Annotated in this window: 25 protein-coding genes; 10 read left to right on the top strand and 15 right to left on the bottom strand. The window is 63.5% G+C overall.

Annotation, left to right across the window (positions count from 1 at the left end; translation table 11 throughout):
- Nucleotides 1–131 precede the first annotated feature (131 nt).
- The 4 genes from NA5_RS33435 to NA5_RS33420 all read right to left on the bottom strand — a co-directional run bounded on the left by NA5_RS33435 (nucleotide 132) and on the right by NA5_RS33420 (nucleotide 5,234).
- On the bottom strand, nucleotides 132–2,426 hold the full coding sequence (locus NA5_RS33435) for a hypothetical protein (RefSeq protein ID WP_157110784.1): 2,295 nt from the start codon (nucleotides 2,424–2,426) through the stop codon (nucleotides 132–134).
- A 1,034-nt stretch (nucleotides 2,427–3,460) separates the two neighbouring features.
- A complete protein-coding gene (locus NA5_RS33430) occupies nucleotides 3,461–3,634 on the bottom strand; it encodes a hypothetical protein (protein WP_157110783.1) in 174 nt (57 codons plus the stop codon).
- Between the two features lie 465 nt (nucleotides 3,635–4,099).
- Nucleotides 4,100–5,095, bottom strand: a complete 996-nt coding sequence (locus tag NA5_RS33425; protein WP_281201771.1) for a haloalkane dehalogenase — start codon at nucleotides 5,093–5,095, stop codon at nucleotides 4,100–4,102.
- Nucleotides 5,010–5,234, bottom strand: a complete 225-nt coding sequence (locus NA5_RS33420) for a SelT/SelW/SelH family protein (RefSeq protein WP_062993026.1) — start codon at nucleotides 5,232–5,234, stop codon at nucleotides 5,010–5,012. The genes NA5_RS33425 and NA5_RS33420 overlap by 86 nt, the downstream gene beginning before the upstream one ends.
- 292 nt (nucleotides 5,235–5,526) lie before the next feature.
- Between NA5_RS33420 and NA5_RS33415 the strand changes: the two genes are divergently transcribed.
- Nucleotides 5,527–6,048 (top strand): MarR family winged helix-turn-helix transcriptional regulator, encoded by a 522-nt coding sequence (locus tag NA5_RS33415; protein WP_062993025.1) that lies wholly within the window; start codon nucleotides 5,527–5,529, stop codon nucleotides 6,046–6,048.
- A 118-nt stretch (nucleotides 6,049–6,166) separates the two neighbouring features.
- Complete coding sequence (locus NA5_RS33410) at nucleotides 6,167–6,979, top strand: MBL fold metallo-hydrolase (protein ID WP_062993024.1); 813 nt, start codon at nucleotides 6,167–6,169, stop codon at nucleotides 6,977–6,979.
- Nucleotides 6,980–7,289: 310 nt separating this feature from the next.
- On the opposite strand, the gene kynA is transcribed toward NA5_RS33410, so the two are convergent.
- Both kynA and NA5_RS33400 read right to left on the bottom strand, forming a co-directional pair.
- Nucleotides 7,290–8,237 (bottom strand): tryptophan 2,3-dioxygenase, encoded by a 948-nt coding sequence (gene kynA, locus NA5_RS33405; protein WP_157110782.1) that lies wholly within the window; start codon nucleotides 8,235–8,237, stop codon nucleotides 7,290–7,292.
- Nucleotides 8,238–9,035: 798 nt separating this feature from the next.
- Nucleotides 9,036–9,218: a hypothetical protein gene (locus tag NA5_RS33400; protein WP_157110781.1), complete on the bottom strand. Its 183-nt coding sequence runs from the start codon at nucleotides 9,216–9,218 to the stop codon at nucleotides 9,036–9,038.
- 256 nt (nucleotides 9,219–9,474) lie between these two features.
- Here NA5_RS33400 and NA5_RS33395 point away from each other — a divergent pair, with 256 nt between their 5' ends.
- On the top strand, nucleotides 9,475–9,717 hold the full coding sequence (locus NA5_RS33395) for a hypothetical protein (RefSeq protein ID WP_062993022.1): 243 nt from the start codon (nucleotides 9,475–9,477) through the stop codon (nucleotides 9,715–9,717).
- Nucleotides 9,718–9,909: 192 nt separating this feature from the next.
- Nucleotides 9,910–10,272, top strand: a complete 363-nt coding sequence (locus tag NA5_RS33390) for a nuclear transport factor 2 family protein (protein WP_062993021.1) — start codon at nucleotides 9,910–9,912, stop codon at nucleotides 10,270–10,272.
- A 616-nt stretch (nucleotides 10,273–10,888) separates the two neighbouring features.
- On the opposite strand, the gene NA5_RS33385 is transcribed toward NA5_RS33390, so the two are convergent.
- Nucleotides 10,889–11,062, bottom strand: coding sequence for a hypothetical protein (locus tag NA5_RS33385; protein ID WP_157110780.1), 174 nt, complete (start codon nucleotides 11,060–11,062; stop codon nucleotides 10,889–10,891).
- A 102-nt stretch (nucleotides 11,063–11,164) separates the two neighbouring features.
- A complete protein-coding gene (locus NA5_RS33380; protein ID WP_062993019.1) occupies nucleotides 11,165–11,884 on the bottom strand; it encodes an SDR family NAD(P)-dependent oxidoreductase in 720 nt (239 codons plus the stop codon).
- A gap of 99 nt (nucleotides 11,885–11,983) precedes the next feature.
- On the opposite strand from NA5_RS33380, the gene NA5_RS33375 reads away from it, so the two are divergent.
- Complete coding sequence (locus NA5_RS33375; protein WP_062993018.1) at nucleotides 11,984–12,610, top strand: TetR/AcrR family transcriptional regulator; 627 nt, start codon at nucleotides 11,984–11,986, stop codon at nucleotides 12,608–12,610.
- A 47-nt stretch (nucleotides 12,611–12,657) separates the two neighbouring features.
- Here NA5_RS33375 and NA5_RS40910 read toward each other — a convergent pair whose 3' ends face one another.
- The 5 genes from NA5_RS40910 to NA5_RS33350 all read right to left on the bottom strand — a co-directional run bounded on the left by NA5_RS40910 (nucleotide 12,658) and on the right by NA5_RS33350 (nucleotide 18,119).
- Nucleotides 12,658–12,990, bottom strand: coding sequence for a hypothetical protein (locus NA5_RS40910; protein WP_062993017.1), 333 nt, complete (start codon nucleotides 12,988–12,990; stop codon nucleotides 12,658–12,660).
- A 304-nt stretch (nucleotides 12,991–13,294) separates the two neighbouring features.
- Entirely contained in the window at nucleotides 13,295–14,536 is a 1,242-nt protein-coding gene (locus NA5_RS33365) for an RNA polymerase sigma factor (RefSeq protein ID WP_218020215.1), read from the bottom strand.
- A gap of 32 nt (nucleotides 14,537–14,568) precedes the next feature.
- Nucleotides 14,569–14,952 carry a YciI family protein gene (locus NA5_RS33360; protein WP_062993015.1) on the bottom strand — a complete coding sequence of 128 codons (384 nt, stop codon included), beginning with the start codon at nucleotides 14,950–14,952 and terminating at the stop codon, nucleotides 14,569–14,571.
- 279 nt (nucleotides 14,953–15,231) lie between these two features.
- Nucleotides 15,232–16,410: a Fic family protein gene (locus NA5_RS33355; RefSeq protein ID WP_245672514.1), complete on the bottom strand. Its 1,179-nt coding sequence runs from the start codon at nucleotides 16,408–16,410 to the stop codon at nucleotides 15,232–15,234.
- Nucleotides 16,411–16,847: 437 nt separating this feature from the next.
- Nucleotides 16,848–18,119, bottom strand: coding sequence for a wax ester/triacylglycerol synthase domain-containing protein (locus tag NA5_RS33350; protein WP_084484628.1), 1,272 nt, complete (start codon nucleotides 18,117–18,119; stop codon nucleotides 16,848–16,850).
- Nucleotides 18,120–18,263: 144 nt separating this feature from the next.
- Between NA5_RS33350 and NA5_RS33345 the strand changes: the two genes are divergently transcribed.
- The 3 genes from NA5_RS33345 (at nucleotide 18,264) to NA5_RS33335 (ending at nucleotide 19,742) form a co-directional block, all read left to right on the top strand.
- A complete protein-coding gene (locus NA5_RS33345) occupies nucleotides 18,264–18,701 on the top strand; it encodes a transposase (RefSeq protein ID WP_062993012.1) in 438 nt (145 codons plus the stop codon).
- A gap of 122 nt (nucleotides 18,702–18,823) precedes the next feature.
- The gene (locus NA5_RS41505; protein WP_062993011.1) at nucleotides 18,824–19,303 is read left to right on the top strand and encodes a cytochrome P450 family protein; all 480 of its coding nucleotides are present in this window, start codon (nucleotides 18,824–18,826) and stop codon (nucleotides 19,301–19,303) included.
- Nucleotides 19,304–19,334: 31 nt separating this feature from the next.
- Nucleotides 19,335–19,742 carry a hypothetical protein gene (locus NA5_RS33335; RefSeq protein WP_062993010.1) on the top strand — a complete coding sequence of 136 codons (408 nt, stop codon included), beginning with the start codon at nucleotides 19,335–19,337 and terminating at the stop codon, nucleotides 19,740–19,742.
- 830 nt (nucleotides 19,743–20,572) lie between these two features.
- On the opposite strand, the gene NA5_RS33325 is transcribed toward NA5_RS33335, so the two are convergent.
- Nucleotides 20,573–22,156 carry a GAF domain-containing sensor histidine kinase gene (locus NA5_RS33325; protein ID WP_062993008.1) on the bottom strand — a complete coding sequence of 528 codons (1,584 nt, stop codon included), beginning with the start codon at nucleotides 22,154–22,156 and terminating at the stop codon, nucleotides 20,573–20,575.
- A gap of 306 nt (nucleotides 22,157–22,462) precedes the next feature.
- On the opposite strand from NA5_RS33325, the gene NA5_RS33320 reads away from it, so the two are divergent.
- Nucleotides 22,463–22,981 carry a Dps family protein gene (locus NA5_RS33320; protein ID WP_062993045.1) on the top strand — a complete coding sequence of 173 codons (519 nt, stop codon included), beginning with the start codon at nucleotides 22,463–22,465 and terminating at the stop codon, nucleotides 22,979–22,981.
- A 112-nt stretch (nucleotides 22,982–23,093) separates the two neighbouring features.
- A complete protein-coding gene (locus tag NA5_RS33315) occupies nucleotides 23,094–23,510 on the top strand; it encodes a response regulator (RefSeq protein ID WP_174555301.1) in 417 nt (138 codons plus the stop codon).
- Here the strand turns inward: NA5_RS33315 and NA5_RS33310 are convergent.
- A complete protein-coding gene (locus tag NA5_RS33310) occupies nucleotides 23,488–24,135 on the bottom strand; it encodes a response regulator (RefSeq protein ID WP_062993007.1) in 648 nt (215 codons plus the stop codon). The two genes, NA5_RS33315 and NA5_RS33310, sit on opposite strands and share 23 nt — an antisense overlap.
- Nucleotides 24,136–24,669 lie beyond the last annotated feature (534 nt).

Below are 24,669 nucleotides of genomic sequence, written 5' to 3'. Positions count from 1 at the left end.
AGCGGTCATTCACCTCTCGCCCAATGCCGCGGAATGTTGCTCCATGACGGGGGCAGTGGGAGGCCGGGATGCGTTGTCGGGGTCCCGGCCTGGTCGATGATGAATGTCGCTCCGAAGCGGCGGAGCTGGAATTAGGGGTCCCACGGATCGAGACCTGTGTCGGGTTCGAGGTGATCGAGGTTGGAGATTCGTCTGGCCGAGTTCATCAGGTCGAGGCGATAGCGCTCCAAGGGTAGTGCGCGGTTGGGGTCGTTGAGTGCCTCCCAATATGCCGCTGCTGCGGCCTGGTGGTCTGTTGCCAGCTGGTGGCCTATGGTCCACCGAGTATCCCGGGTGGCACTGTTCCACTCGTCCGGCAAAATCTGTGCGCGCAGGTCGATCTCGGAATCCGACAATGCAAGCACTCTGTCCACAAAGACACGGTCGACATCCGCCGAGCCAGCTGCTGGCGCGTTGGTATGTCTGAGGAAGTTGTTTGCCGAAACAACCGCCTGTGCAGCGAACGCTCCGTGGGCCGGATCACCAACATGATTCTCGACGGCCCGCGCAGCGGCCACTGCCTTCTGCAGCGGCGCGAAGCCGTAAGGGTTGCGCGACATGCTGGCATTCTGGACCGCCATCGCACGTTGACCATTGATGACGGCGGCGTTCGTTGCACCAAAGCTGAGCAGTGTGCTGGCCACATATGTATCAGGAACCCGGCTGTCACCAAGCCCATCGAGCGCATTCTGGAGGCCCAGCTCATTGTGGATTCCTCCCGCGTTCTCTGCACGGGCCCATGCTTTCAACCGCCAGTTCTCCCGGGCCATAGCCTGCCACCGCTGAAAATCGCGCTGCATCGGGGCAACTTCGATATTTGTTCGATCTACACGTCGCCGTCCCCGGGCCAACGGGTCCAGCGGATTCTTGGTGCCGCCGGCCAGCCAACCGGTAATCGGGGAAGTATTGACCGCATTCAACGCCGAAACTGCAGCGAGCAGTTCGAAGCTTGACCGACTCTGAACGTTCGTATACCCCATTCCCAGCGCAGTGCCACTACCCGCACCGGAGCTGTGTCCACCGTTTTGTATGGCAAGAGCAAACCGATTGGTAATCCAATTAGAGCCCCGTGTGAGACTGGCATTGAGCCTTCGCAGCTGCACGATGCCAATAAACTCCGCGTTGGCGCCGAGCACGAGCACAGTCATGACGTGACCGTGGGCTTGCTCGAAGAGAGCGCCGAGGAACAGTCCGTAAACGGCGAGGAACATTATGAACGCGGTCATTCGCGCGGCCGCGATGAATACGTCAATTATATCGCGGAATAGCGCAGTCTGCGTCGGACCGTAGATGAATCCACCTGCGGCAAGCCCGAAAATAGCTCTGAACGAATAGTAAATTGAGTCCAACGCAGCCCAGATGATCTTCAGCCCCAGGTATTGGCCGAAGCACAGCATAATGGCTGCGCAAATGAGTAACAACAGGCCGGATCCCACCTGTCCCAGGCTCGGGTTGCGAGCTTTGGCGTAGGCCGTGGAATCACCGCACTGTCGAATGCCGTCCAACACCTGGTCCTCATGGCCCGACTCGATGCCGGCTGTCCAGGCCGCTCGACAGCGAGGCGACTGGTCGATGACGTGACCGAAATTCCATACTTGCAATGGCTTCCGAGCGAAGTTGTCCGCCAGTTCGCCCTGCAGCCCGATCGCCAGTTGATCGGGCTGGGACGTCGATTCTCCAAAAAGGCCGGCAGCTACCGAAATACCCAGGTCCCGGCCCTGCGCAAGCAGACCGCGCGGAGACAATACATCCCCGAGCGGATCGGCCAGTGTAATCGGGCCGAGCGCCGCGACCACCAGCATAGTCATGATCTGCAGGGTTGCCTTGGCGTAGTAGCCACGCACCGTAAACCAAGCAACGAAGAACGCACCGATAGACGCCGCAGTAATCAAGACAATAGGAGTCGCGATTTGACCACTCAGACGGCGGGCAACCCCGGTCAGCGACCGGCCGATCAGGTCCAGCCACTGGAAACTCACCGAATAACCGATCATCCACACAGCAGAGGTCACGATGACGAGATAACCGATGAATTCGAGGCCCAATATCACCGAAAGGGCGGTCGTTACGGGATGTAGAACGCCGCCGTGGTCGGTAGCGAAAGTGTAATCGGTTAGCGGGGCCCCCTCCGTGTCGTGGATATTCATCCAGCTCAGGGCATCCAGCGAGGACTCGGTGGTAGTCGACTCGTTTTGGGCTCGTGCTATCGCGCCTAGCGCGCCGGGGACGATAGCGAGCATGCCGAACGTGGCCAGAGTCCACGCGATCCTGCGCCGCATAGGTGATGCGTTCCACCAGCGCGCGTACATGCGTACAAGAACACCGAGCCGCACGGAATCCTGGAGCAGCAATTTCCGATACATATATTGAAGCACTGGCTGCACCATGATTACACGACGGCGGAGACGCTGGTGCGTAAACCGTGGTTTTCCGGCAACGGACCTTGATTGTAGGCTGAGTACTGCGGACTCTCTATCTCCGCTTCCCCCTCGCCAGCAGGCCGTTCACTTTCCCAGACCGCCATGCCATAGCTCATCAGCGAATCATGCTGCCGCCATCCACATGCCACACCGCAAAAGCCGCTTTTTCGGCATGTTGGCGGATCTTTCAAACTGCATGACATATCACGGTGAGACAAAAGAACGACTCGACTTCCGAGAAGCTGATCAGCCGCACCTGCGCAAGACCTGCCAACGCGCGGCCCGGCAAGCGGAAGAACGGAAGCACAGCACTGATCGCAGCTTCCCAACGAGTGAGCCGGAGCCGATGATCCGGTTGGCGTCCTGCAGGCCTCCGATTCTGCTAATCGTCAAGCGGCGGCCCGTTCTGTGGTCAGCCCAAGCGTCGACATGGATTGCTGGTAGAGAGATTCGCATATGCGGGCCGTTCATCAGCAGCGCCAAATCATGCGTGGCCCAGGTACATAATGACCCACCGCAACCCCGCCACGAGTACATCCGACGCGCACTCTCAGTTCGCATGCTTCCCAACTGCGGGAAGCAGTAGCCCAGGCCGGGCAACGGCGCGCCTGAAGCTACGCAAAAGTGCGGATGTTTCGACCATGACCTGCTCATACCCTCGGTAAGACACTCCTCAACCCGAGAATCGCGATGCCAGTTCCCATTACATCAATCAGCACCGCACACTGTGCTACCAACCATCCACCTTGTGCGGTATGCCCGGACAACTGGGACCTGGAGGTCGGGTCCATACGAACGTGGCGCGAGGCGATCCGCACCTGTCTCGCCTGTCCATTCCTGGAGTCGTGCCATAAGCACGCGGAGAAGCTGACCGCACAAGGAAATGGGCCGCGTTCCATCATCTGGGCGGGGGTCGTCTACAACGCGGCCGGTCACAAGGTCGAAGACATCAGCCGTTATCGCAGACCGTCGAAAGCTATCCGCGGCCCAATCCAGATCAATCACCTCACCACCGCGCCGAACTCGGAGCGTTCGACATCCGCTGCGACGACCACTATCCGCAGGCACTTTGTGATGGGCCGCCGGGGAAACGGCACCGGCGTGTAGTCTTTGGCGGCGGCGTGCTCGCGTTCAGCCCACACGACCGAGTTTTCGACCCAGCCAAGCAGCAACAAGGGCGGACCGGACAATCGCTCCCAGAGCGCCGCAACTTGCTGTTGACCGAAGGGTCTCGGGCCGATCGCAAGTCGTGGGCGATGCTGCGGCGCAACGTGTTCCGTGACCGCGTGCTAGGGCGTGTTTCATAAGTGGTAGGAGTTGATGGTGGCCGGGCAGCGGCGCCTTCAATTCCTGAGCCGAAAATGTTGTCTGCGTTGGCGTGTCGATGGCCAGCGTGGCGAGGTCTCCGGTAGATGGTCCAGCGACAGATCAGAACCTCACCGGAGACCTCGTGGCCACCGCAGTGCAGCGGGCGCGCGGCTCTCACCGACGCCCAACGGGCACGGTTGAACCCCAGTTCGTTCAGCGGGATGGCGCCATCCGCATACGTCACACGCTGAATCCACGCCAGGCAACCCGGCGTTGTGCAGCGGATAGCCTGCCAGAGCATTGGGATCCTGGTGATCGAGAGCAGTCCGTTTCTATCCGAACACCTTGGCGAGTTCGTGCCGATTGATCCATCCGTCAACGGCGCGGCCGATGGCGTCGGGTTGGTCTTCCGGGATGTGGTGTCCGCCGGGGCCGATGGATTCAACTTCCAACGCGGCGAAGGTTTTTCGCGCCCAGTCGATCACCTCCGGCGAGCCCAGGGTAGCGCCGCCTTCGACGGCCATCAGCAGTTTCGGCACATCAGGGGTGTTCGCCATCCAGTCGTCGTAGGCGTTGACAATGGCGGTGACGTCGGCCGGTTCGCCGTCGAGGGGGAATTCGCGCGCCCACGCCAGCAGGGGCTTGCGTGAAGCCGGGTCCGGATACGGAGCACGGTAGACATCATGGTCGGTCGACGCGAGCCCGCTGAAGATCTGCAGCGGCAAGTTCACCTCGATGAACATGTTCCGCTCCAAAACCATGTCCTCGCCTTCGTCGGACCGGAAGCCCCGGAACAGCTCCGCCGCTCTCTCGGGCATTTCGGCCCATCGGCTGGGGCGAAGGAAGGTCTCGGTGACAGCCACCCCGCGGATGCGGTCGGAATGTCTACGGGCCCAGTCCATTCCGAGTGCCCCGCCCCAATCGTGCCCCACGATCACCACCTCATCAAGGCCGAGTGTGTCGAACCACGCGTCGAGGTAGCGGGCGTGGTCGGCGAATCGATAGGCGATGACCGGCTTGCCTGATTCGCCCATGCCGATCAGGTCGGGCGCGAGCCGTCGAGCGTCGGGAGTTACATGGGGGATCACGTTGCGCCACAAGTGCGACGAGGTGGGATTGCCGTGCAGGAATACGACCGGAATGCCGTCCGGCCTACCGGATTCGCGGTAGTGCAGGAACGAGTCCAGAACGTTGACGACCGGCATGGCCGCCTCCTTCCGAGTTGTAGGGTAGGGCGAACAGTCAGCTCGCGGCGGCTGCCACGGCCGCGCAGATTTCCTGCGGTTCAGGGAAGCCCGAACGGGTCTTCTTCGCCACCACCTCGCCATTGACGGCGACCTGGTAGATCCCGCCCTTGCCTGGAACGAGTTCAGCGACCACGCCGAGTTCGTTTTCCAGCGCGGTAGCAGCCTTCTCGGCGCGCCTCAAGTAGCCACATGGCCTGCAGTAGGTGATGGTGACAGTCATCGCCGCAACCCTTCAATGTCAAATAGTTTGATACAAGGACTAACATAGCCGCAAGACACTTTCATGTCAAATAGTTTGATATCGAGATGTGTAAGCATAGCCGCCCGACGGTCGACACTCAGCTCGAGCGGCCATGAGGCCGACCGACGAAGATGGCCATCACCTGAGACAAGAGAGTGCGGCCCACGCTCAGGAACCTGGCAGCGAAGCGGCGCTCTCGCGCAACCGACGAGGTCGACCGGGCACCGGATGGTAATTTCAATCTCAAACAGTTTTATGCAGAGGGGTACAAATGGGTGACCACGTGGACCGCATCGTCGAGCAGTGGCGGGTTGAGCGACCTGATCTGGACCCGAGTCCAATGGGCACGGTGGGACGGATCAAACGGGCGGCGAGAATCCTCGAACAAGGCATCTCGACGACACTGGCGGAGCACGACCAGCAACTATGGGAGTTCGATCTGCTGGCCACCCTCATGCGGTCCGGTCCGCCCTACCAACTGACCGCAGGCGCACTCACCGACTCGGCGATGATCACCGCGGGCGCGATGACAAACCGGGTCGACCGTCTCGTCAAACGTGAACTGGTCAGCCGCGAAGTGGATCCGGACAATCGGCGATCGGTCTTGATCAGCCTCACCGACCGCGGACGCGAACTAGTCGGCGCGACGATGACCGACCACGTCGCCAACGAAGCCCGCATGCTCGACTCCCTCAGTGCCGCCGAACAGAAACAACTCGACAAGCTGCTACGAAAGCTCCTGGTCGGACTCGGCGACACTCCCCCTAACACCGAAGATCGAACCCGCGCCTAGGTGCGACTTTGATCATCACTCGCCCTATGCCGAACCCGAATCTTTCCTTGACATTGAACTGTTCAACATTAAGCTTTTGCCAAAGGTGCACTGCCGTCTGTGAAGGAAAGGGATCGAGATGTCGAAGATTTGCCGAACCTGCGGCGTGGAACACGATGACAACGCTCAGATCTGCCGGATCTGTACTGACGAACGCCAATGGGTCCCAGCCGACGGGCAGGCGTGGACCGGCCTTGCGGAATTGGCGGGCGAAGGGCATCGCGTGCGGATCAGCGACGTCGAACCGGACCTGTACGCGCTAGAAGTCGAGCCGAGTTTCGCGATCGGCCATCGCTGCCACCTGATCCGCACCCCGAACGGCTGCCTGCTGTGGGATCCTGTCGGGTTCGTCGACGATGCCGTAGTCGAGCAGATCCGACAGCTCGGGAGGGTGGTCGCCATCGCTGCCAGCCATCCACATCACTTCGGCGCCCAGGTGGCGTGGAGCCGGGCACTTGGCGGCGTGCCGGTGCGAGTTTCGGAAGCCGACCTGGAATGGGTCGCGCGTCGCGACCCGGTGATCCAACCGTGGGCGGGCAAGCTCGAAATCGTCCCGGGCCTTACCTTGACCCAAGTCGGCGGACACTTTCCCGGCAGTGCCGTCGCAGTCTGGGCAGCGGGTGCCAACGGCAACGGCGTTCTCTTGAGTGCGGACACCGTGCACACGAACCGCGATCGCGCCACCGTGACGTTCATGCGCAGCTACCCGAACCGGATCCCGCTTTCGGCCGCAGTGGTCGCCCGGATTTCCCAGACCATCTCCGGCCTGGTCTTCGACCGTATTTACGACAACTTCGGTCAGTCCATCGCGTCCGACGCGCGCGTGGTGACCCAGCGGTCCGCGGAACGCTACATCGGTTGGGTCCGCGGCGATTTCGATCACCTCACATGAGACCGTCTCGTCCGATTCCGGCGCGGGTTCGCTGCGCCCACGGGCTGCAGCAGGCCTTCCAAGGGCTAGCTGGGCATATGATCGCAGACCTGCATGCGGACAGACGGAGTGCCAACGCGCACGTCTGGGCGATCGCCAGCGATGGGCGGCAGCAGACCACGATCATGGCTGATGTCGAACCGGACCGGGGCGCCGCTCCTGGTGAGCGGTGGCTCGCTCAGCAGGCAGCGATCAGTCGCGGCGATAAGCCACCGAGGCCACGACGGTCAGCGGTGGCGACAGAGCATCTTCCCGCTCTGCTCACGACACCTCAAAGAATCGTCCTCACGTGCCAGAGCTCTGGAAAAAGCGTGACGTCCAGAACCTTCCGGAGATACGGTACGCCGCTCGTCCTGCCGGTCCCCCGCTTGAAACCGATGATGCGTTCGACTGTCGTCACATGACGGAAGCGCCATTGCCGGAACATATCCTCGAGGTCGACGAGTTGCTCGGCCATCGCATACAGCTCCCCGTGTTTCTGCGGCGTGCGGTACACGTCGATCCACGCATCCTCGACGGTCTGATCGTGCTGCGTCGGCTGCGCCCAATCTCGCTCGAGCCGCGCAGGCGTAATCGGAAAACCACGCCGAGCGAGCAGAAGAACCACCTCGTCGTACAACGACGGCGCCTCGAGCATTGGACGCAACTGCTCTAGCACCTCCACCCTGTGAACATGTGGACGGAGCAACTGCGAGTTCTTGTTGCCGAGCAGAAATTCGAGCTGCCGATACTGATAGGACTGCAGTCCAGACGCCTGCGCGAGATACGGCCGGATCGCCGAATACTCCGACGGTGTCAGCGTGGCGAGCACGTTCCATGCCTGCACGAGCTGCTCGAAGACCCGTGCTACCCGAGCGAGCACCTTCAACGCGGACGGCAGCTCGTCGCGGTGGATCGCCTCGAGGGCCAAACGAAGTTCGTGCAGAACAAGCTTCATCCACAGCTCGGTCGTCTGATGCTGGATGATGAACAGCAGCTCGTTGGGATCCGGCGACAGCGGATGCTGTGCGCTCAGGATCGCCCCGAGAGACAGATAGTCGCCGTAGCTCATCGCATTCGGGAAATCGGGTGTCGCGTTGTCGGGGCCGACGAGCTGATCAGCGCTGCTCGTCATGCGCGACGTTTCGTAACTAGTGTGCTCGCCCGAGAACGGGTGGCTCACCGATGCACCGTCGCGGCGCGGGCGCATCCGGGCAAAATTCACGACCGTATCCTCCATGAATCAAACTGCGAATGATCGAAATTCGAATGCGTCGCCCATCGGTACGGCCGCACACACCCAGCCATTGGCCAAGATGCTCGTTTGTCGCGAAATACCCTGTGCCAGAAGGTGACATCCGCAGCCACGGAACAGCTCATTGCGCACCCGCATTCAAAGCCAATGCGATGCCGATCTCGAGACCGACCGACATCGATCCGCTTCACTGCTCGAGGGACCGATGCGAACTCGGCCGAAATTTTCTGCCTCGATCGAATTCTGTTGTACTGCAAACAAACAGTAGGTCTCCTGGAATTCACGCCCCTTCGCGGCCGCCGAAGTTGCCCTGATACGGCTCGGGTGCGAGATCTCGCAACCAGCCAAGCCTTCCGACGCTCTTTCCGACATTTCCGTACTCCAAGCTGCAGCGAAATCGTATGCCGTCGTACGGATGTACCGAATACCGCATACGATTCGAAGCCGACATCATCAGAGCCGACGATAGCCCCGAATTCGCTACAGTAGGTGCGCGTTTACCAATGACGGGAAGGCGTCTCAACGCTCGACAGAGGAGCGCGATCGGCGAGTCTCATCGGACTGGAGTCCGCTCGATCTTCATCAACTTCCGCCACATGGCGGATCTTTCGACAACGTGGTTTCCGTACAATTCGAGTCTGCGGAGATGTCGGCGAGTTGGAGAGTCGGCCGCGATTGCTTCCAAAAATCGGCTGGCTAATTGTGGAATGGTTAACTGTCCAGGTCGGGGTGCAGAACAAAATGGCAGAGGTCCCTTTCGGCCCGCAGTCCGGAATCCTGTTTCTAATCGAGGAGTTCTATGCACAACACCATCCCTAGGCGCGGTCTGTCCGCTAGCGCCCTGCTCGATCGGCGAGTCACGGCAGCAGTTCTCGGTGTTCTCACCTCCGCGGCAGCCATCAGCGGCTGTACGGCCACGTCGTCGCCGACGAGCCAGTCGTCGACGACGGCATCGACGGTGGTCACCGCCCTCTCCTCGCCAGCTGGTGCCACCCCTTCTCTGTCAGGCAATGGCGCCGATCCCTCCCAGTCGGGTGGTGGCGATGGACCTTCCATGTCAAGAAGCGGCGCCCCGAACACACCCTCAGCCTCGCCCACCTCGCCACAATCCCCTCCCCCGCAACCGACTACATCGGCATCGACGCAGCCCAGCTCGACCTCGTACCCGCCCTCGGGGACGCCATTCGGCGGCGAAGGTCTTGGTGCACAACAGATCACCGATTTGCAGAAGGCAGTCGACGGCGGCCACCAGCCCTGGCGGTTGGATCGCATTCAGGTCGCAAAGACTTTCGTGCAGAGCCGATTCGGCTGGACCAGCGTCCAAACTAGCGGCGGCGCCCCCACGATCGTCTTCGTCACCAACAGCGATGGCGGCAAGGTCGCCTTGAACCTCAGCCAGCCGGCAACCCAAGGCGCCCACGGAATCTGGATCGTGCAGAGTGGGATGTGGAGCCGCGAGGATTGAGGACCACGATTCACCCGCGGAGAGCTGATGCGACAAATCATTCCGTCATCTACCGGGCACCTGCTGAGAGGATGGGGCCGAGTTGTTTCGGTCTGATCTTCCAGGTCGTCGGCGCTCGAACCGGAATCCAGGTGCGTCTGCTGTCAGCGAAACGCAAGGGCCGTAACGATTTCGAGCTGGCAGAGTAAGGGCATGGAACAGGATCTGAGGATCGCCGAACGACGACTTCAAGCGGCGCAACTGGCAGGGGATATCCAAACGCTCGATGAGTTGCTCGATAATCGGTTGATTTTCACCTTCGGTGCGGACACCTTCACCAAGGCCGATGATCTCGAGTTGCACCGCACGAAGGCTCAGATTCTGACCAAGCTCGAGGAAGAGCAACTGACGGTGCTGGTAGAGGGCACGACCGGAGTTACCTGGTTCCTTGGGATCGTCGAAGGAAACGTTCACGGTTCACCTTTCGCGGCGAGGATGCGCTACACCCGCACCTGGTCCCACGATGATTCGCTGGGCTGGCGGCTCGTTGCGGCTCACGCCTCAACGGTCGCGTAGCAGCCGGAAGGCGCATATCCGGCGTTCGACGAATACACGGTTCGCGTACATGCATACGCCAGCGTCGGATGCGCACGGTCGGTTGGCATTCAGAGCCCTCGGTCGCTTCGAACCGCACGGGCGTGCCGGTGCATCACAGGTGACGACACCGCGACGAATGGCCGCGGTGATACTGCCGCCACCGGTGATAGAAGGGTGGGCGCGATCAAGTCGGGCATGCCGCGACCATATCAATTCATCTGTGTGGCAACCGGTCCGAGAATTGGCCGATGCGGTGATACTCGATACTCGTGGGCGTGGGCCTTTCCAGCAGCGGACCCAGTTGGTGCGGGACTGCCCTGGTTGACCGCGAGGTAGGTCAATCCCGGCCCGTCCGGCGTCCCGCGCATGGACCGACAGCTTCGTTTCTGGGGCGGAACATGGTCGGCCTCACCGGGAATGACTGTTGGGAGTCTGGAGACGGGGAGACAACATGACCGCACCAGCCGACTGTCGCCAACCTGATGGCCGGGTAAATCTAGAAGCTGCTCGCCCGCAATGCATGGCAAAGCATCATCGCGGAAATTTGTTGGTGTACGTCCTGCTAGGTGATCGGCTTGTTTACCCCGGCTGTCGCTCACGCCTGCGTCCAGGCCTTCTCGCCGAGTACGGCTGCAGTGCGGGCGCCATCCGCCACCGTTCCGGCCGTGCGCGCCCAGTGGGCCCAGCTGGTGGTCGGCGTCAAGGCCTGTGGGGCCGTTCGTACGACGACGAGGTCCGGGTGCGATGGCGGCTGGTGGTCGATCCTCATCAACAGCATCTACTGGATCAACTTCTCGCCACGACCACTGTCATGTGACAGCGAATCGTGCTCTGCGCCAGCGAGTTCTGTTCGCTTCGGCGCGCCGTCCGGTCAAAGCCCGACGGTTGTCTCGAATCGGTCCCGGGTGGAATACAACGCCCAGGCGGCTTCGGCGAGATCGGCAGGGTCGAGGGGTTCCGGAAGCATCGCCGGATCCCATTGCTGGGCAGCGTATTCGGCGGATTCACTGCCACCGACCATGCCTGCCACTTGGACCAGACCCGCATACACCCCGGTTCCGGCCAGCGAAACGTGGAGGTTGTGCAGATAGGCCCGCGCCGCCGCGGCGGCGACCGCGACGTTGCCCAACTGCGGGACCGGCATACTCGCCACGACCGCCAACCCGAACAACACAGCCCCGTCCCCGCGGTCGAGCATGCCCGGCAGCACCGACTCGATCAACACCGTCGGAGTCCGCAGCAGCATATTCAGGCCGAACTCGAACGACTCCGGATCACAGGAGCGGATATCGACCTGCCGCTGCATCCACTCCGGCCCGGCCGGCGCATACTCCAGCACATCGATGCGGCCGAACCGGCCCGTGATCGCCTCCAGCACACCCGAAAGCTGTTGCTGGTCGCCGAGGTCCGCCACGAACCCCGCGGCCTCGACGCCGTCGACCGCCAGTTCAGCGACCATAGCGTCCAACTTCGCCATGGTGCGCGCGACCAGGGCGACCCGGAACCCCTCTCGCCCGAACCGGCGTGCCACCGAACGCCCGAGCCCTGGCCCCGCACCGAACACCGCGATCGTCTTGGACGTCTCGGTCATGAATCCTCCTCGAAAGAACCACAACTTGACGGTGTCGTCAAGTTAGTCTCGGAGGTTACCGCATAACATGACGGTGCCGTCAAGTTATAGAATTCGGGAATGCCACCTACCACTCCGGTGCCCCGCTCGTTGCGCAGTGACGCCGAGCGCAATCGGGCCCGGGTGATCGACGCGGCGCGGGAGATTTTCGCCGAGCACGGCATCGACGTGGCGATGGCAGACATCGCCCGTCGTGCAGGCGTCAGCAACGGCACCCTCTACAACCGATTCCCGACCCGGCAGGACCTCATCGAGGCGGTGTTCCTCGACCGACTCGAAACACTCGCCACGCTCGCCGAACACGCAGCAGCAGACCCCGACCCCTGGCGCGGGTTCGTCTCCTACGTCACGGGAATGTGTGAGCTCCAGGCCAGCGACCGCGGGTTCAACGAGGTCGCCGCACGCGGCCTGAAATCCCCTGCCGCACAACCACTGCGAGACAAAGCGGCAGCAGCGTTGGCGGAACTGTTCGGCAACGCCAAGGACCGCGGTCAGCTCCGCGTCGACGCCACCGTCGATGATCTGGCCTTCGTGGTCTGGGGGATCTCACGCACCGTCGAGATGACCCGCGACCACGCGCCAGACGCATGGCGCCGTCACCTCACCCTGCTCATCGACGGATTCCGCTCCACCGGCACACAGACACTCCCGGAACACACGAACTCCCCGCATCCAGCCGCTCACTGACCCGACAAGCGAAGCCGACAATCGGCGTCGCAATGAACACCGCCATGTCAGTAGCCAACCTGCCTCATGATCAATGAGACGAGCAGCTCACCGACCGTCCCGCGAAGTTGAGGCACCGCAGGCAGGCGCACTGAATCCCGCCACAGGCCTCGCGGTTGGATCCGTTCAAGCCGTTCATCGATGAGATCTTGCGCACGGATCTGAATGCGCCACGCAAGTAACGGCATACGGTCACCCGCATCTATCACCGGTTGCTCGATGAGCACGGCATGACCGAGGTGTCCTATCAGCGAGTCCGTGCCTATGTCGCCGAACGCAAACCGCAGATCCGCATCGAGTCCGGGCACGCGCCGTCGCCGGTATTCGTGCCGCAGACCCATCGGCCGGGCATGGAGGCCGAGGTCGACTTCGGTGAGGTGGTGATCCGGCTGCGGCGAACTGGTGCGCTGCTATCTGTTCTCGCTGCGGATGTCGTTCTCCGGCAAGGCGGTTCACCGGCTGTCGATGTCGGGTGGGCAGGAAGCGTTCTTCGAAGGCCACGTGCACGCGTTCACCACACTCGGTGGCGTCCCGGCCGGGCAGGTCCGCTACGACAACCTCGAGGCCGCTGTCGCCAACGTCATCGGCTTCTCCGGCAGCGAGTGGAAAACGAACGCTGGACAGCATTCCGTCGTCGCGGCCGATTCAGCAGGACGCGGCCCGGTCGAGCAGCAGCGTCCGCTCGGCCTCGTTGCCGGTCATCGCCGCGGCCCTTTCGAACTCCGAGCGTGCCTCGTCACGACGCTCGAGCTTGAGCAGCAGATCACCCCGGACGGCAGGCAGTAGGCGGTAGCCTCGCAGCGCGGTGAGGGCGGAAAGCTCGTCGACGATGGCCAGCGCGGCGGTGGGTCCGTCGGCCATCGAGACCGCGACGGCCCGGTTCAGCTCGACCACCGGCGAGCCGGTGAGTGCGCTGAGTTCGTGATAGAGCTCGGCGATGCGGTGCCAGTCGGTAACGGGTGCGCTCGTCGCGCGGGCGTGGCAGGCGGCGATCGAGGCCTGCAACACGTAGGACCCGCGTCCGCCGAGGTGTTCGGCCCGCCGCAGCGCCCCCTCGGCGTGTGTGATGAGCAACCGGTCCCAGCGGGTCCGGTCCTGACGGCCCAGCGGCACCGGCCGGCCGCCGGCGTCGGTTCGGGCCCGCAGCCGCGACGCCTGGAACTCCATCAGCGCCACCAGTGCGTGCGGCTCCGGTTTGTCGGGTGCGAGCGCGGCGAGCATCCGACCGAGTCGCATGGCCTCCGCACACAGCTCTGCACGCATCCAGGTATCGCCGCTGGTGGCGGCGTATCCCTCGTTGAAGACGAGGTAGACGACCTCGAGCACCGAGGCCAGCCGTGCGGTCAGCTCGTCGCCGACCGGAACCTCGAACCGGACCCCCGCGTTCGACAACGTCTTCTTCGCCCGCGAAATCCGCTGACCGAGCGTGGTGGGCGGGATCAGGAAGGCGTGGGCTATCTCGTCGGTGGACAGTCCCGCCACCGTCTTGAGCGTGAGCGCCACCCGTGCGTCGCGGCCGAGCACCAAGTGGCAGGCGGTGAACATCAACCGCAGGACATCATCGACGACGTGCCTGTCGAATTCGATCGCGTCCATCGGATCCTCGCCCTCAGGCTTCTCGCGGGCGAGTAGTGCGAGCTTGCGCTCCAGGTTCACCTGGCGGCGGACGATGTCGACCGCGCGACGGCGGGCGACAGCAAGCAGCCAGGCGCCCGGCTTATCCGGAACGCCCGACTCGGGCCACTGCTCCAGCGCCGCGATCAGCGCATCCTGGGCCAAGTCCTCGGCCAAACCCAGGTCGTTCACGATTCGCGCCAGGGAGGCGGTCAACCGCGCCGACTCGATCCGCCAGACCGCCTCCACGGTCCGCCGGCTCACACTGGTCACCAGCTGCCCTCGGTCCTACAAGCCCGGTCGTCTCACGCCTCGCGCAGCTCGGGCATCAGCGCCTCGCCGAAGTCCTCGGCGGTGTACAACGGCCGTACCTCGACGACACCATTGCGGATCGGGGCGCGGCGGACCCACTCGAGCGCCTCCTCGAGCGAGGACACCTCCCAGATCTGGTAGCCGGCGATCAGCTCCTTGGTTTCGGCGAACGGCCCGTCGAGCACCGACGAGCCGCCCTTCTCGTCGAAGGCCACCCGCCTGCCGGCCGAGCTCGGCTTCAGGCCGTCACCGGCCAGCACCACGCCGGCCTTGGCAAGCTCTTCATTGAAGGCCTCCATCTCGGCGAACTCCTCGCTGGTGGGCGGGACCCCGCGCTCGGTGTCCTCGGTCGCCTTCCCCAGAATCATGACTCGCATGTGATTACTCCTTAGCCGTCGCCGGGGCCGACCCACCGTTCGCGGACCGTCTCCACCCTGACTCACCCCTACGTCGAACGGCAAGCCGCGGTTTCGACATCGACACCGAGAAATTTCTGCGCCCTGAGATCTTCGTAACCGATGGCTCGTCTGTGAGCCGGCAACCGCGGATTCGTACTGGCGGCGGCCACGCAATCGCTGCACGGAATGGGATCACGAAGTAACTCCTGCACACATGCCACCAGCGCACGGCCTCTAGACCTGCCCCGGCGGCCCGCGTTACCGCTGGTAAGGATTGTCGAGGATGGTCGGAGTGCTGGCGACTTCTGATACGTGTCCCGGGTAATCCGGTCCGGCGGTGTAGAAGCGTGCTCGGGTACGGCCGACCGGCTCCAGCACTCTGAGTGCGACGAGGTCGCGCAGATCGCGTTGTGCCTGTTGCAGACTCAGGCCTTCGGCTTGTTCGTAGCGGGTTCGGCGGACTCGGCCCGACATCGCGACATCATGCAATGCGCTGACAACTCTTTCGTCCAGGCGGATGCCCGCGACGTACTCCTCGAGCAGCGACCATACCGCGCCGGACCGTACCCAGCGGGCGTGTACCGTTTGCGCCTGCTGATGGTAGGCGGTCAGATTGAACCGAATCCATTCCGACACATCCTGATCCGGCTGATAGGTGCTGCCCCGTCGGCCGAGGACCTGGTAGTACTCCCATGTGTTGCCTGGTCGGCCGAGCCATGCCTCGATGGACGAAAACTCCGGTGCGAGAACACCTTCCCGCGCGATCATCAGTGTTTGCAGTGATCGTGACATGCGTCCGTTGCCATCGGCCCACGGATGAATGGAGACGAGGTGCAGGTGCGCCATGGCCGCGCGCACCAGCGGGTGGGTACCGTTGTCGCTGTTGAGCCAATCGACGAGTTCCTCCATCAAGGTCGGCAGGTGCTCTGCGTCGGGCGCGGTATAGGCGGCGATACTGGGATCGCGGGCGTCGGTCACGTATACGGGGCCGGAGCGCCACCGCCCGGCCGGGCGGCGTTCGGTGTGCCGATGCCCTTGGAGCATCCAGTGCAGAGCGTTCAGGAAGCCTTTGCTGTAGGCGAAATCGCCTTCGTCGTGGAGCGTCTGTATGTAGGTCATCATCCGCTCGTAGGCGAGCGTCTCGGCCTTGTTCTCTTCGGAGACCTCAACGTCTCGTTCGCCTGCGATCAGATCCTCCACGTCGACGGTGGAGACTTTGAACCCCTCAATGGAGTTCGATGCGGCGACGGCATCCGCAGTGAGGAACTTACGCAGGCCACCCGCCCATTTCCCGGGTTTGGCCTGGATTTCGTGACGCAGTTCGTCGCGCATCCGATCCACGTCGGCGAGGACGCCAGTATCGGACGCGGTCAGAGCGGGGGTCGGGAAGAGCATGACGCCACAATATAATGACGTAATCATCACGTCAAACCCCATCCGTGGGATAGACCGGTTATGGCGCGCAGTCATCGGTCGTGCCCCCGCGCTTGGCTTGCCCACCGCGTGCACACCGGTGTACGCAGACGCCTGTTCCGCGCCGAGTTCGGCATGACCTTCCCTCAATGGCGCAGCCCGAGCGGTCCAGCCCCTACCAAGCCGGTAGAGCCCGTTTGCGGCGGGCTGGGCGCGCCGAACCGCGGGCAAGGGGAAGCCGGAGACCTGTCACGATCGTCGCAGCATGCCCCTCGGCGGGGCGTGTCGAATATATGAATCGCACGATCTTCGGTTTTCGGGTGGGCGCTGAAACCGGCCTCACCACCTGCGCCGAGGGGCACAATGGCAGTCCTGACCAAGCTCGCCGCAAAGTACCAATTCGAACTCCCACGGAAGCGTCTGTGCCCGGATGCCGTTGGCCTATCGCGCAGGACCTTGGCCTAGGATCGGCTTGGCGTGGCCGCATCGCTCTGCCATGAGAGCAGGGTCTTTTCCCACTCGCGGTGTATTTGGTCGAGGCCAGGGAATCCGGTATTGGTTCTGAAACATGCGGTGGCACTCTCTCCGTAGACAAGGAGGAGCACGCTCAGCGGAATGCCTCCGAGGCTGGTCGTGATCGGATCGATCGCGGTGACGGGATCGCCGTGCAGCGCGAGGGGATGACGCAACACGACATTTGACAGTGAGGCGGGAGCACGCCGTGGATTCGAAAGAGCGGAAAGTGTTGTGCGCATGAGCCATGTGGGCGTGGCGTCGAAGTTGCTGCGAAACGCTGCGCGGACAGTAGGGGACTTCAACGGCGGGGTGGCGCGGATGGTGCTGGTCAGCCGTTGGTCGAAGGAGAGCAGCGCTCCCGGCAGTCTCAGGTAGGCGGTGGCTGTCCTGTTGCCCGCCAGGGCGATCTCATCCGGGCGGCGGACGTTGGCCGGCACCAGCAACGGGATGTCGGGCAAGTCGGCGTTCCCGCGGATTTCGCTCTGCCAGTGAGTGAGCACGTGGGCGAGCGATGCGAGATATACGTCATTGCGAGTGCCGCCGAAAGCACGGGCGACGGAGGTAAGCGTGCTGGTGGGCACGCGGCCCCACGCAAATCCTATCTCATCTGTGGGCCGGCACCCCGGCAGGTCCCAGGCGCCCAGACTCCGAAGGCTCTGCAGACCCATTGCGGCGCACTGCATTCGCGTGCGGGCCGGCGTGCGCGGGTATTGAGCGAAACCGTGATATACCGCCGACGATTCGCTCTCAGGGATACCAGGTGCGAACAGCGACTCCAGTGTTCGAAGCGTTCCCGCGGCGTCTTGTACGCTATGGTGCACCAGGTACAGCAGGACGTACCGATTCGGCGAGTAACCTCGCAGCAACCACATCCGCCAGTGCGGCGCGTCCTCCGGCAGCGGAGTCCTCGCCAACTCGGCAACGACCTGCTCCAGATCTTCCTGGGTGGGAACAACACGCTCGACGACATGGCTGGTCAAGTCCACTTCGTCGGCCACCGTCCAATGCCGGGCGCCCGGGGTCATCCACGCAGCCAACGCCGGCAGAGCGGCCAGCCGGGTAGCGATGTAGTCCCGGATGTCACCGAGATGCGGCGGTTGTCCATCCAAGTGCAGAACTGCACCAATATTCAGCTGAGTTTCGGGAGAGCCTAAAACGCGCATCGCCCGATCCATTGCTGTAGTGGGCATGTCGAGGACGCTCCGGAGTGCGCTCATCGTGCAGTTTCCTTCAATTGTGCGGCTTCGGCGGAATCGCCTCGTCAGCGGAAGTTTTCCATGAAAGTCAATAAGACTGCAAGGCACGACAGTTGTATTTCGTTGTGATGCAGGATGTTTGGATCCGCGGTCGTTTGTTGGTCTGTGCTGGATGATGTTGTAGCCGAGGATGTTTCGGCGTGGCGGACGGCGTTCGATGAGCTGTTCGCGCGGGTGGTGGGGGTGTTCTTCCGGTCCGAGCCGCGGCGGTGCGCGCGGTCGTATCTGACCGGGTGGCTGGCGCCGGTGCTGCGTAAGAACTCCTGGCAGCTGCCGTCGGGCGCGGTAGGGCCGGATGTGTTGCAGCATTTGCTGAACCGCGCCCGGTGGGAGGCCGACGAGTTGCGTGACCGTCTGCGCTCGTATGGCGCCGAGGCACTGGCCTGCCCGGACGGCGTCCTGGTGCCGGACGAGAAGGGATTCCTCGAGAAGGGTGTGAAATCGGCCGGTGTCCAGCGGCAACACTCCGGCACAGCGGGACGTGTGAAAATTCCCAGCTCGGCGTGTTCCTGGCTTACGCCGGCAAGTCCGGGCGTGCCCTGATGGATCGAGAGCTTTATCTCCCCGAGGCGTGGATCGGTGATCGGGATCGATGTCGAGAAGCTGGCATACCAGAGAACCGTTGCAATCAAGGTGTTTTGACAAAACCGCGACCGGCAGAGGCAATGATCGCCCGGACCCTGCTGCGGATCCTCAACGATCCCGAGCACTTCCCTGCCGATCCACGCACCTGGCAGCAGAACATCCCCGCCGACTGCCCGATCCGGCCGCTGATGGAATGGCGTCCCAACGGGACTCGAAACGACGGAGCGGTCCTGCTGCGCTACCGGCAGGCGATCACCATGAGTATCAACGCGGTAGATCTGTACGCTCTCGATGCCACCGTGGAGAAGATCGCCATCCCGCTGACCAACACCTTCTGCCAGGCCGGTGCTGCCGATCTGATCAGCCAGTACGCGCTCCCGCTTGCATTCGGGGTCACCGATTCCCTGCTCGGCTGCCCGCCGAAGATCGGACAGCGGGTCGCCGCAGGCATGGCCGCGATGCTCGAGGGGATCGATGCCAAAGAAGGCAACAGCCGCAAGCTCGCCGCCTCGGTCTGCGGCCTGATCCCAAACTGCTGTAGTCGGCGACTTGTTCCATGACCTCGGCTCGAGCGAGGCGTACCGAGCCAGCATGCAACGGTTCGAGGTCGACGGCGCCGACACCGCCCGCGAACTCCTCACCGCCCACGGCATCGAACACGATGCGGCCCAACGGATCTGGACTGCCATCGCACTGCACTCCACACCGGACATTCCCGAGCACATGGCCCCGAGATCGCTATGGTCATCGCCGGAGTCGAAACCGACGTCCCGGGTTTCGGCTACCACAACCTCGACCGCACCGACATCGAGGCCGTTGTCGCGGCCCATCCGCCCCGACTTCAAACGTCAAAGACTCGCCGCGTTCACCAAGGGCTTCGCTCACCGCCCCGACTCCACCTTCGGCACGGTCAACGCCGACGCCCTCGCCCACTGCGCACCCAGCTTCCCCCGCACCGATTTCGTCGAGGTCATACTCGGCAACTGCTGGGCGGAATAGACACCGTGGCGTATCAATAGCCGGGTGGCCCGGCGGACGCGGGCAGGATGCGCGCTTCTTCGGCAGCTCCGGCGCCGGAGATCGGTATCAGTACTCCATGAGCGGACCCCTGCTCCACCACGGTGCCGAGCCACCGCAGTGCGGCGCGCCTGCTCCTTTCTGATGTGACGAGAGGCGACCGAGGAGTTGGTGCAGGGGCATCTGGAGATCGGCGGCTAGGACATTCATGATCCGCAACATGGTTGCGCTGTCGAGATCATGAGCGATGAGGATTTTCTCGAGAACCATTGCACTGACGACTTGCTTTCGGGTCAGCGACATTTCGGGAAGCCAACTCAGCCGCCACCGTCCCCTGCGAGTTCTGTTGGTCATCTTGGCCGCGAACTCGGTGGATTGTGGGTTCGCGATGCTGAAGTGCGTGACGTGCAGAGCATTGATATGTTCGGCGATCAGTTCGCCAACCGGGCCACCCGGCCATGTCGCAGGTCGGGCCGCGAACTCCCTCGCCACCGCGGCGGCCTCCGTGGTCCGCCCTGCCGGTGCGCGAGTGTGAACTTCGGTGGCTGCTGGGGATATGACGGCTTGTTGGTACATGACCATGTCGAGACTCCTCGTTTGCCCGGTGGGAACCGACATCCAGAATCGTCCGGCCGCATACCCTTTGTCGTCGGCGCTGGCCGCCGTCTATAGGCCCCACCACCGTGACAGTGCGGATACCCGCTAGCTGCAACCCGGCCCGATCGAGCCCGCTGGATCCGGCACCGAACGTAGCCGCTCCGCCGGCGGGACGACTCCACGCCGAACCCGTGCTGAGCGGTAGACCCGCGCGGTCACACAAGACGTGTGCTGTCGTGAACCTCTACTGGGATCGTGATGTACAGCGATGTACCGATCCCCGTCGGGCTGGTGACGAGTACGTGGCCGCCCAGCGCTTCGATGCGGTCTTTGAGACCGATCAGTCCTGAACCTTTTCTGGCGTCGGCACCGCCGATGCCGTCGTCGCGAATCGATAAACACAGACTGTCGCCCTTCACCGCGGCCCGGACGGACACTTCGGAGGCTTGGGCGTACTTGGCGGCGTTCGTCAGCGCTTCGGCCACCGCGTAGTAGGCGCCGATCTCCACCGAATCCGGCAATCGCCGTTCGACCCCGACATCGAGGTCCACTGGAACCGGGCAGCGGCGGGCCAGCGTCTTCAATGCCGGGACGAGTCCACCTTTCGACAGGATCGCGGGATGAATTCCGCGCGAAAGTTCCTGGAGATTCTCCGATGCGGCGGCCAGACCGCTCGCGACCCGGGCGATCTGCCCGTTCAGGGCATCGAGTTCGGAGGGCACCGAGTCCTGCAAAGAGCGCAATTCCAATGCGAGAGATACCAGCCGTTGCTGAGCTCCGTCATGCAGATCGCGTTCCAGGCGGCGCCGCGCCTCGTCGCCGGCCGCCACGATCCGGACGCGCGACGCGGTCAGTTCCGCACGCGATTCGGCATTGGCGATCGCCGTCGCGACGAGGTCGGCGAAGTCGGCGACGCGCGCCTCGGTATCCGGTGGCAGCGACCCTGGCTCGGCACTGCCGACGACGGCGGCGCCCCACAGATTGCTCTCGACCATGATCGGCGCCCCCACCCCGCCGCGCAGACCGAGCTCACGGATGCGCGCGGCCGCCGATCCCGGCGCGTCATGGGTGTCGATCCGGGCCGGGCGGCCGCTGGCGCGAATTACGCCGACGATGTTGTCGCCCTCCAGCGACCAACGCGAACCGATCGGCCTCGCCGTATTCTGCGACGGGTCGTCATGAGCCGAGACGAGAGTGGCGGTGCCGTCGGACTCGTAGCGCCACAACGACGCATTGGCGGTGCCGAGCGCGCGGGCCAACTGCTCTGCCACCGTCGAGAAGACCTCGAAGCCGGGCGCGCCACGCGCCACCAGGGTGGCCACCCGCCGCAGCGCGGCCTGCTGTTCGGCCAGCACCCCGATTCGGTCGCGGCTGTCCCGCAGGCCGGCTTTGGCGTCCTCGGCTTCGCGGCGGCGTTGCTCGGCTTCGAACGCCCGGACTCGGGCCAAACCCGCGATGAAGTTCGTACACAATGCCGCCACGAGGAACACGACGACGAGCACACCGTTCTCGAAGCTGAACGACGCGAACTCGTCGCCAGGTCTGGCGCCACCGAAATAAGCCAGGGCGATGGCGCTGACCAGCGAGGTAGCCACCGCCAGGCCCAACCCCCACACCATGGAGACCACCAGGATGCCGAGCAGATAGACCGGCTCGAACGTCTCACCGGGCGACAGATGCTCCAGGAGGACGATCACAAGCGTCTCCAGCGCGATGACGCCCGCGGCGATCACGATCCCCAACCACAGCGGCGGTGTCGCCGGACGCAGCAACGCCGATAGCACATCCCTCGGCGGCATGAACTCAGTATCCTCCCTGGCCACGATCGGACAATCGGGTGGTTGCTCCGGACGAGCCGTTCGCAGGACTGGCTGGTAGCAGGTAGGCGATCTTCCTGGTCGCGGGTGCGGTGAATGGGTGTCAGCGGTGACGACACGAGTTCGTCGAACGGCGAAGCTGATAGCGGACGGGGAACCGAGCGGCAGGTCGAAGCCGATTGCCTGCTCGCGACGACGGCGGCCGAACGCCATGGGCCGCCACCGGCGTTCCTCGGCCGATACCGATTGCCCTGGTCGATCGGGGCCCATCACGAAACGGGAGCAACCATGTCCAACACCTCGATCTTCTCGATCTTTCATGACTCCGCAGTCAGCGCCGCGGGGTTCCGCGCCTCGTCGAGGATGCGCGCGGACCTACAACAGGTCCTTACCGATCTCATCGCATTGCAGTTGCTGGGCAAGCAAGCACGCTGGAACGTCATCGGCCACGGTTTCCGCGACCTGGACCTGCAGCTCGAAGAAATCGTCGACATCGCGCGCGAGGGCAGCGACACCATCGCCGAGCGGATGCGCGCACTGGACGCCATGCCCGATGGACGGCCCGACACCGTTGCCGCGACGACACTGCTGAGGGCATTCCCCCGTAGTGAGCAGAACACCGCCGCTGTGGTCGAGCTGATCTGCGACCGGCTCCGCACCACCGCAGGCACGATGCGCATCGTTCACGACGACGTCGGCGGCGAGGACCCGTCCACGGCGGATCTGCTGCACGATCTCATCGACGACATCGAGAAACAGCGGTGGATGCTGAGTTTCGAGAACCGTATGGCCCAGCCGACCCGATGAGCAGCGGCCCAGCCTCCACGATCCGCTGGCGAGGCGGCCGTGGCTGTGCCGGTGCGGAAAGTTCCCGTTAGCGGGGATGCGCGCCCGTAGCGCGCTGCCAGACACTCAGGTCATGGTGCCGTCGGCTCAGCGTCTGCGTTGTTTCATCGTGGATGACAACGTCGACTTTCTCGACGCCGGACGCGAACTGCTCGAGCGAGAGGGCATCACCGTCGTCGGCGTGGCGTCGACAAGCGCAGCGGCGATGTGGGGTGTCGCGGAGCTGGAGCCGGACGTGATGCTCGTCGATATCGAGCTCGGCGAGGAGAACGGCTTCGAACTTGCCGAGCGCGTGTACCACCACGGCGGGCCGACGCCGCCGCCGGTGATACTGACCTCGGCCCGTGCCGAGCAGGACATCGCCGATATGGTCGCTGCGAGCAGCGCGGTGGGCTTCCTGGCCAAGTCCGCGCTGTCCTCGGGCGCGATTCGTGCGCTGCTCGCCGCCGCGGACTATGGCAATCCGCTCAGCGAGCATCGAGAAAGGTGACCACCGCGAGGACTCTGCGGTGGTCGTCCCCGGTCTCGGGCAGATCCAGTTTGGTCAAAATACTGCGCACATGCTTCTCGACCGTGCCCTCGGTGACCCACAGCCGCCGGGCGATACCGGCATTGGATCGGCCCTCCGCCATGAGCGCGAGCACTTCCCGCTCCCGGGCGCTGAGTACCGCCAGCGGGTCGTCGCGTCGGCGCGCCGATACCAGCTCCTGCACCAGAGCGGGGTCGATGACCGATGCGCCCTTGGCGATCCGATACAGAGTGTCGACGAACTCCTCCACGTCGGTGATCCGGCTCTTGAGCAGATAGCCGATCCGCCGACCTCCAGCCAGCAACTCCATCGCGTCCTCGACATCGGCATGCGCCGACAGGACCAGGATCCCCGTCTCCGGGAGTTCGCCCCGGATCACCCGGGCCGCGTCGAGACCTTCGGTGGTATGCGTCGGTGGCATCCGAATGTCGACCACCACCAGATCCGGAACCTTGTCCCGAACCAGCGCCAAGAGTTGCGCGGCGTCTCCGGCCTGTCCCGCCACGTCCAAACCGCAGCGTGCGAGCAGGCTGGCGACACCTTCGCGAAGCAGGACGTCGTCATCGGCCAGCACTACACGCAACATCCACCTCCGACGTATCAATCCCGAGCATACCGCCAGCAATCGAGCGCAAGGCGCGGTTGTCCGAGCGCGCATGCACACCGGCAATCAACCGCAGTACGACGACCGCTATGGCGCGTCGTGGGTTAGGACAACGCAGCGGCGCCCGTGGCCAACTCGACGTGGTCGACAGTGCGCCCCAACCACTGAGCCGAAGCCGAAACGCCATACGCCAGTGGGACAGTCGCCGCCACTATCGGCAACAAGCGGATACGTCAGCAGCGAGCAACCGTTGCCGACAACGCCGAGGACGGCCATGAATGGACCGCCGAAGAACCGGCCCACCTCGCCAAGATCCAAGAACAACTGGCTGGACCCCTTATGGAACGACAGCTCACCATACTGCGCTGCTGGTGGCACGAGGCTACGCATCAGACCAATGAGCGCCCCGCGCCGACTACACCCACTACGAGGGTGTACGGCGCCCTACGCTACGGATCCTCACCTCGACACGATCCGGTATACGGCAGCGCATGCAACGAGCCACCCGCTAACCAC

The organism is Nocardia anaemiae NBRC 100462 (assembly GCF_001612725.1).
Classification (GTDB): Bacteria; Actinomycetota; Actinomycetes; order Mycobacteriales; family Mycobacteriaceae; genus Nocardia; species Nocardia anaemiae.
The sequence above is the reverse complement of the archived record's forward strand: the minus strand, read 5'-3'. Positions and strand labels throughout refer to the sequence as shown.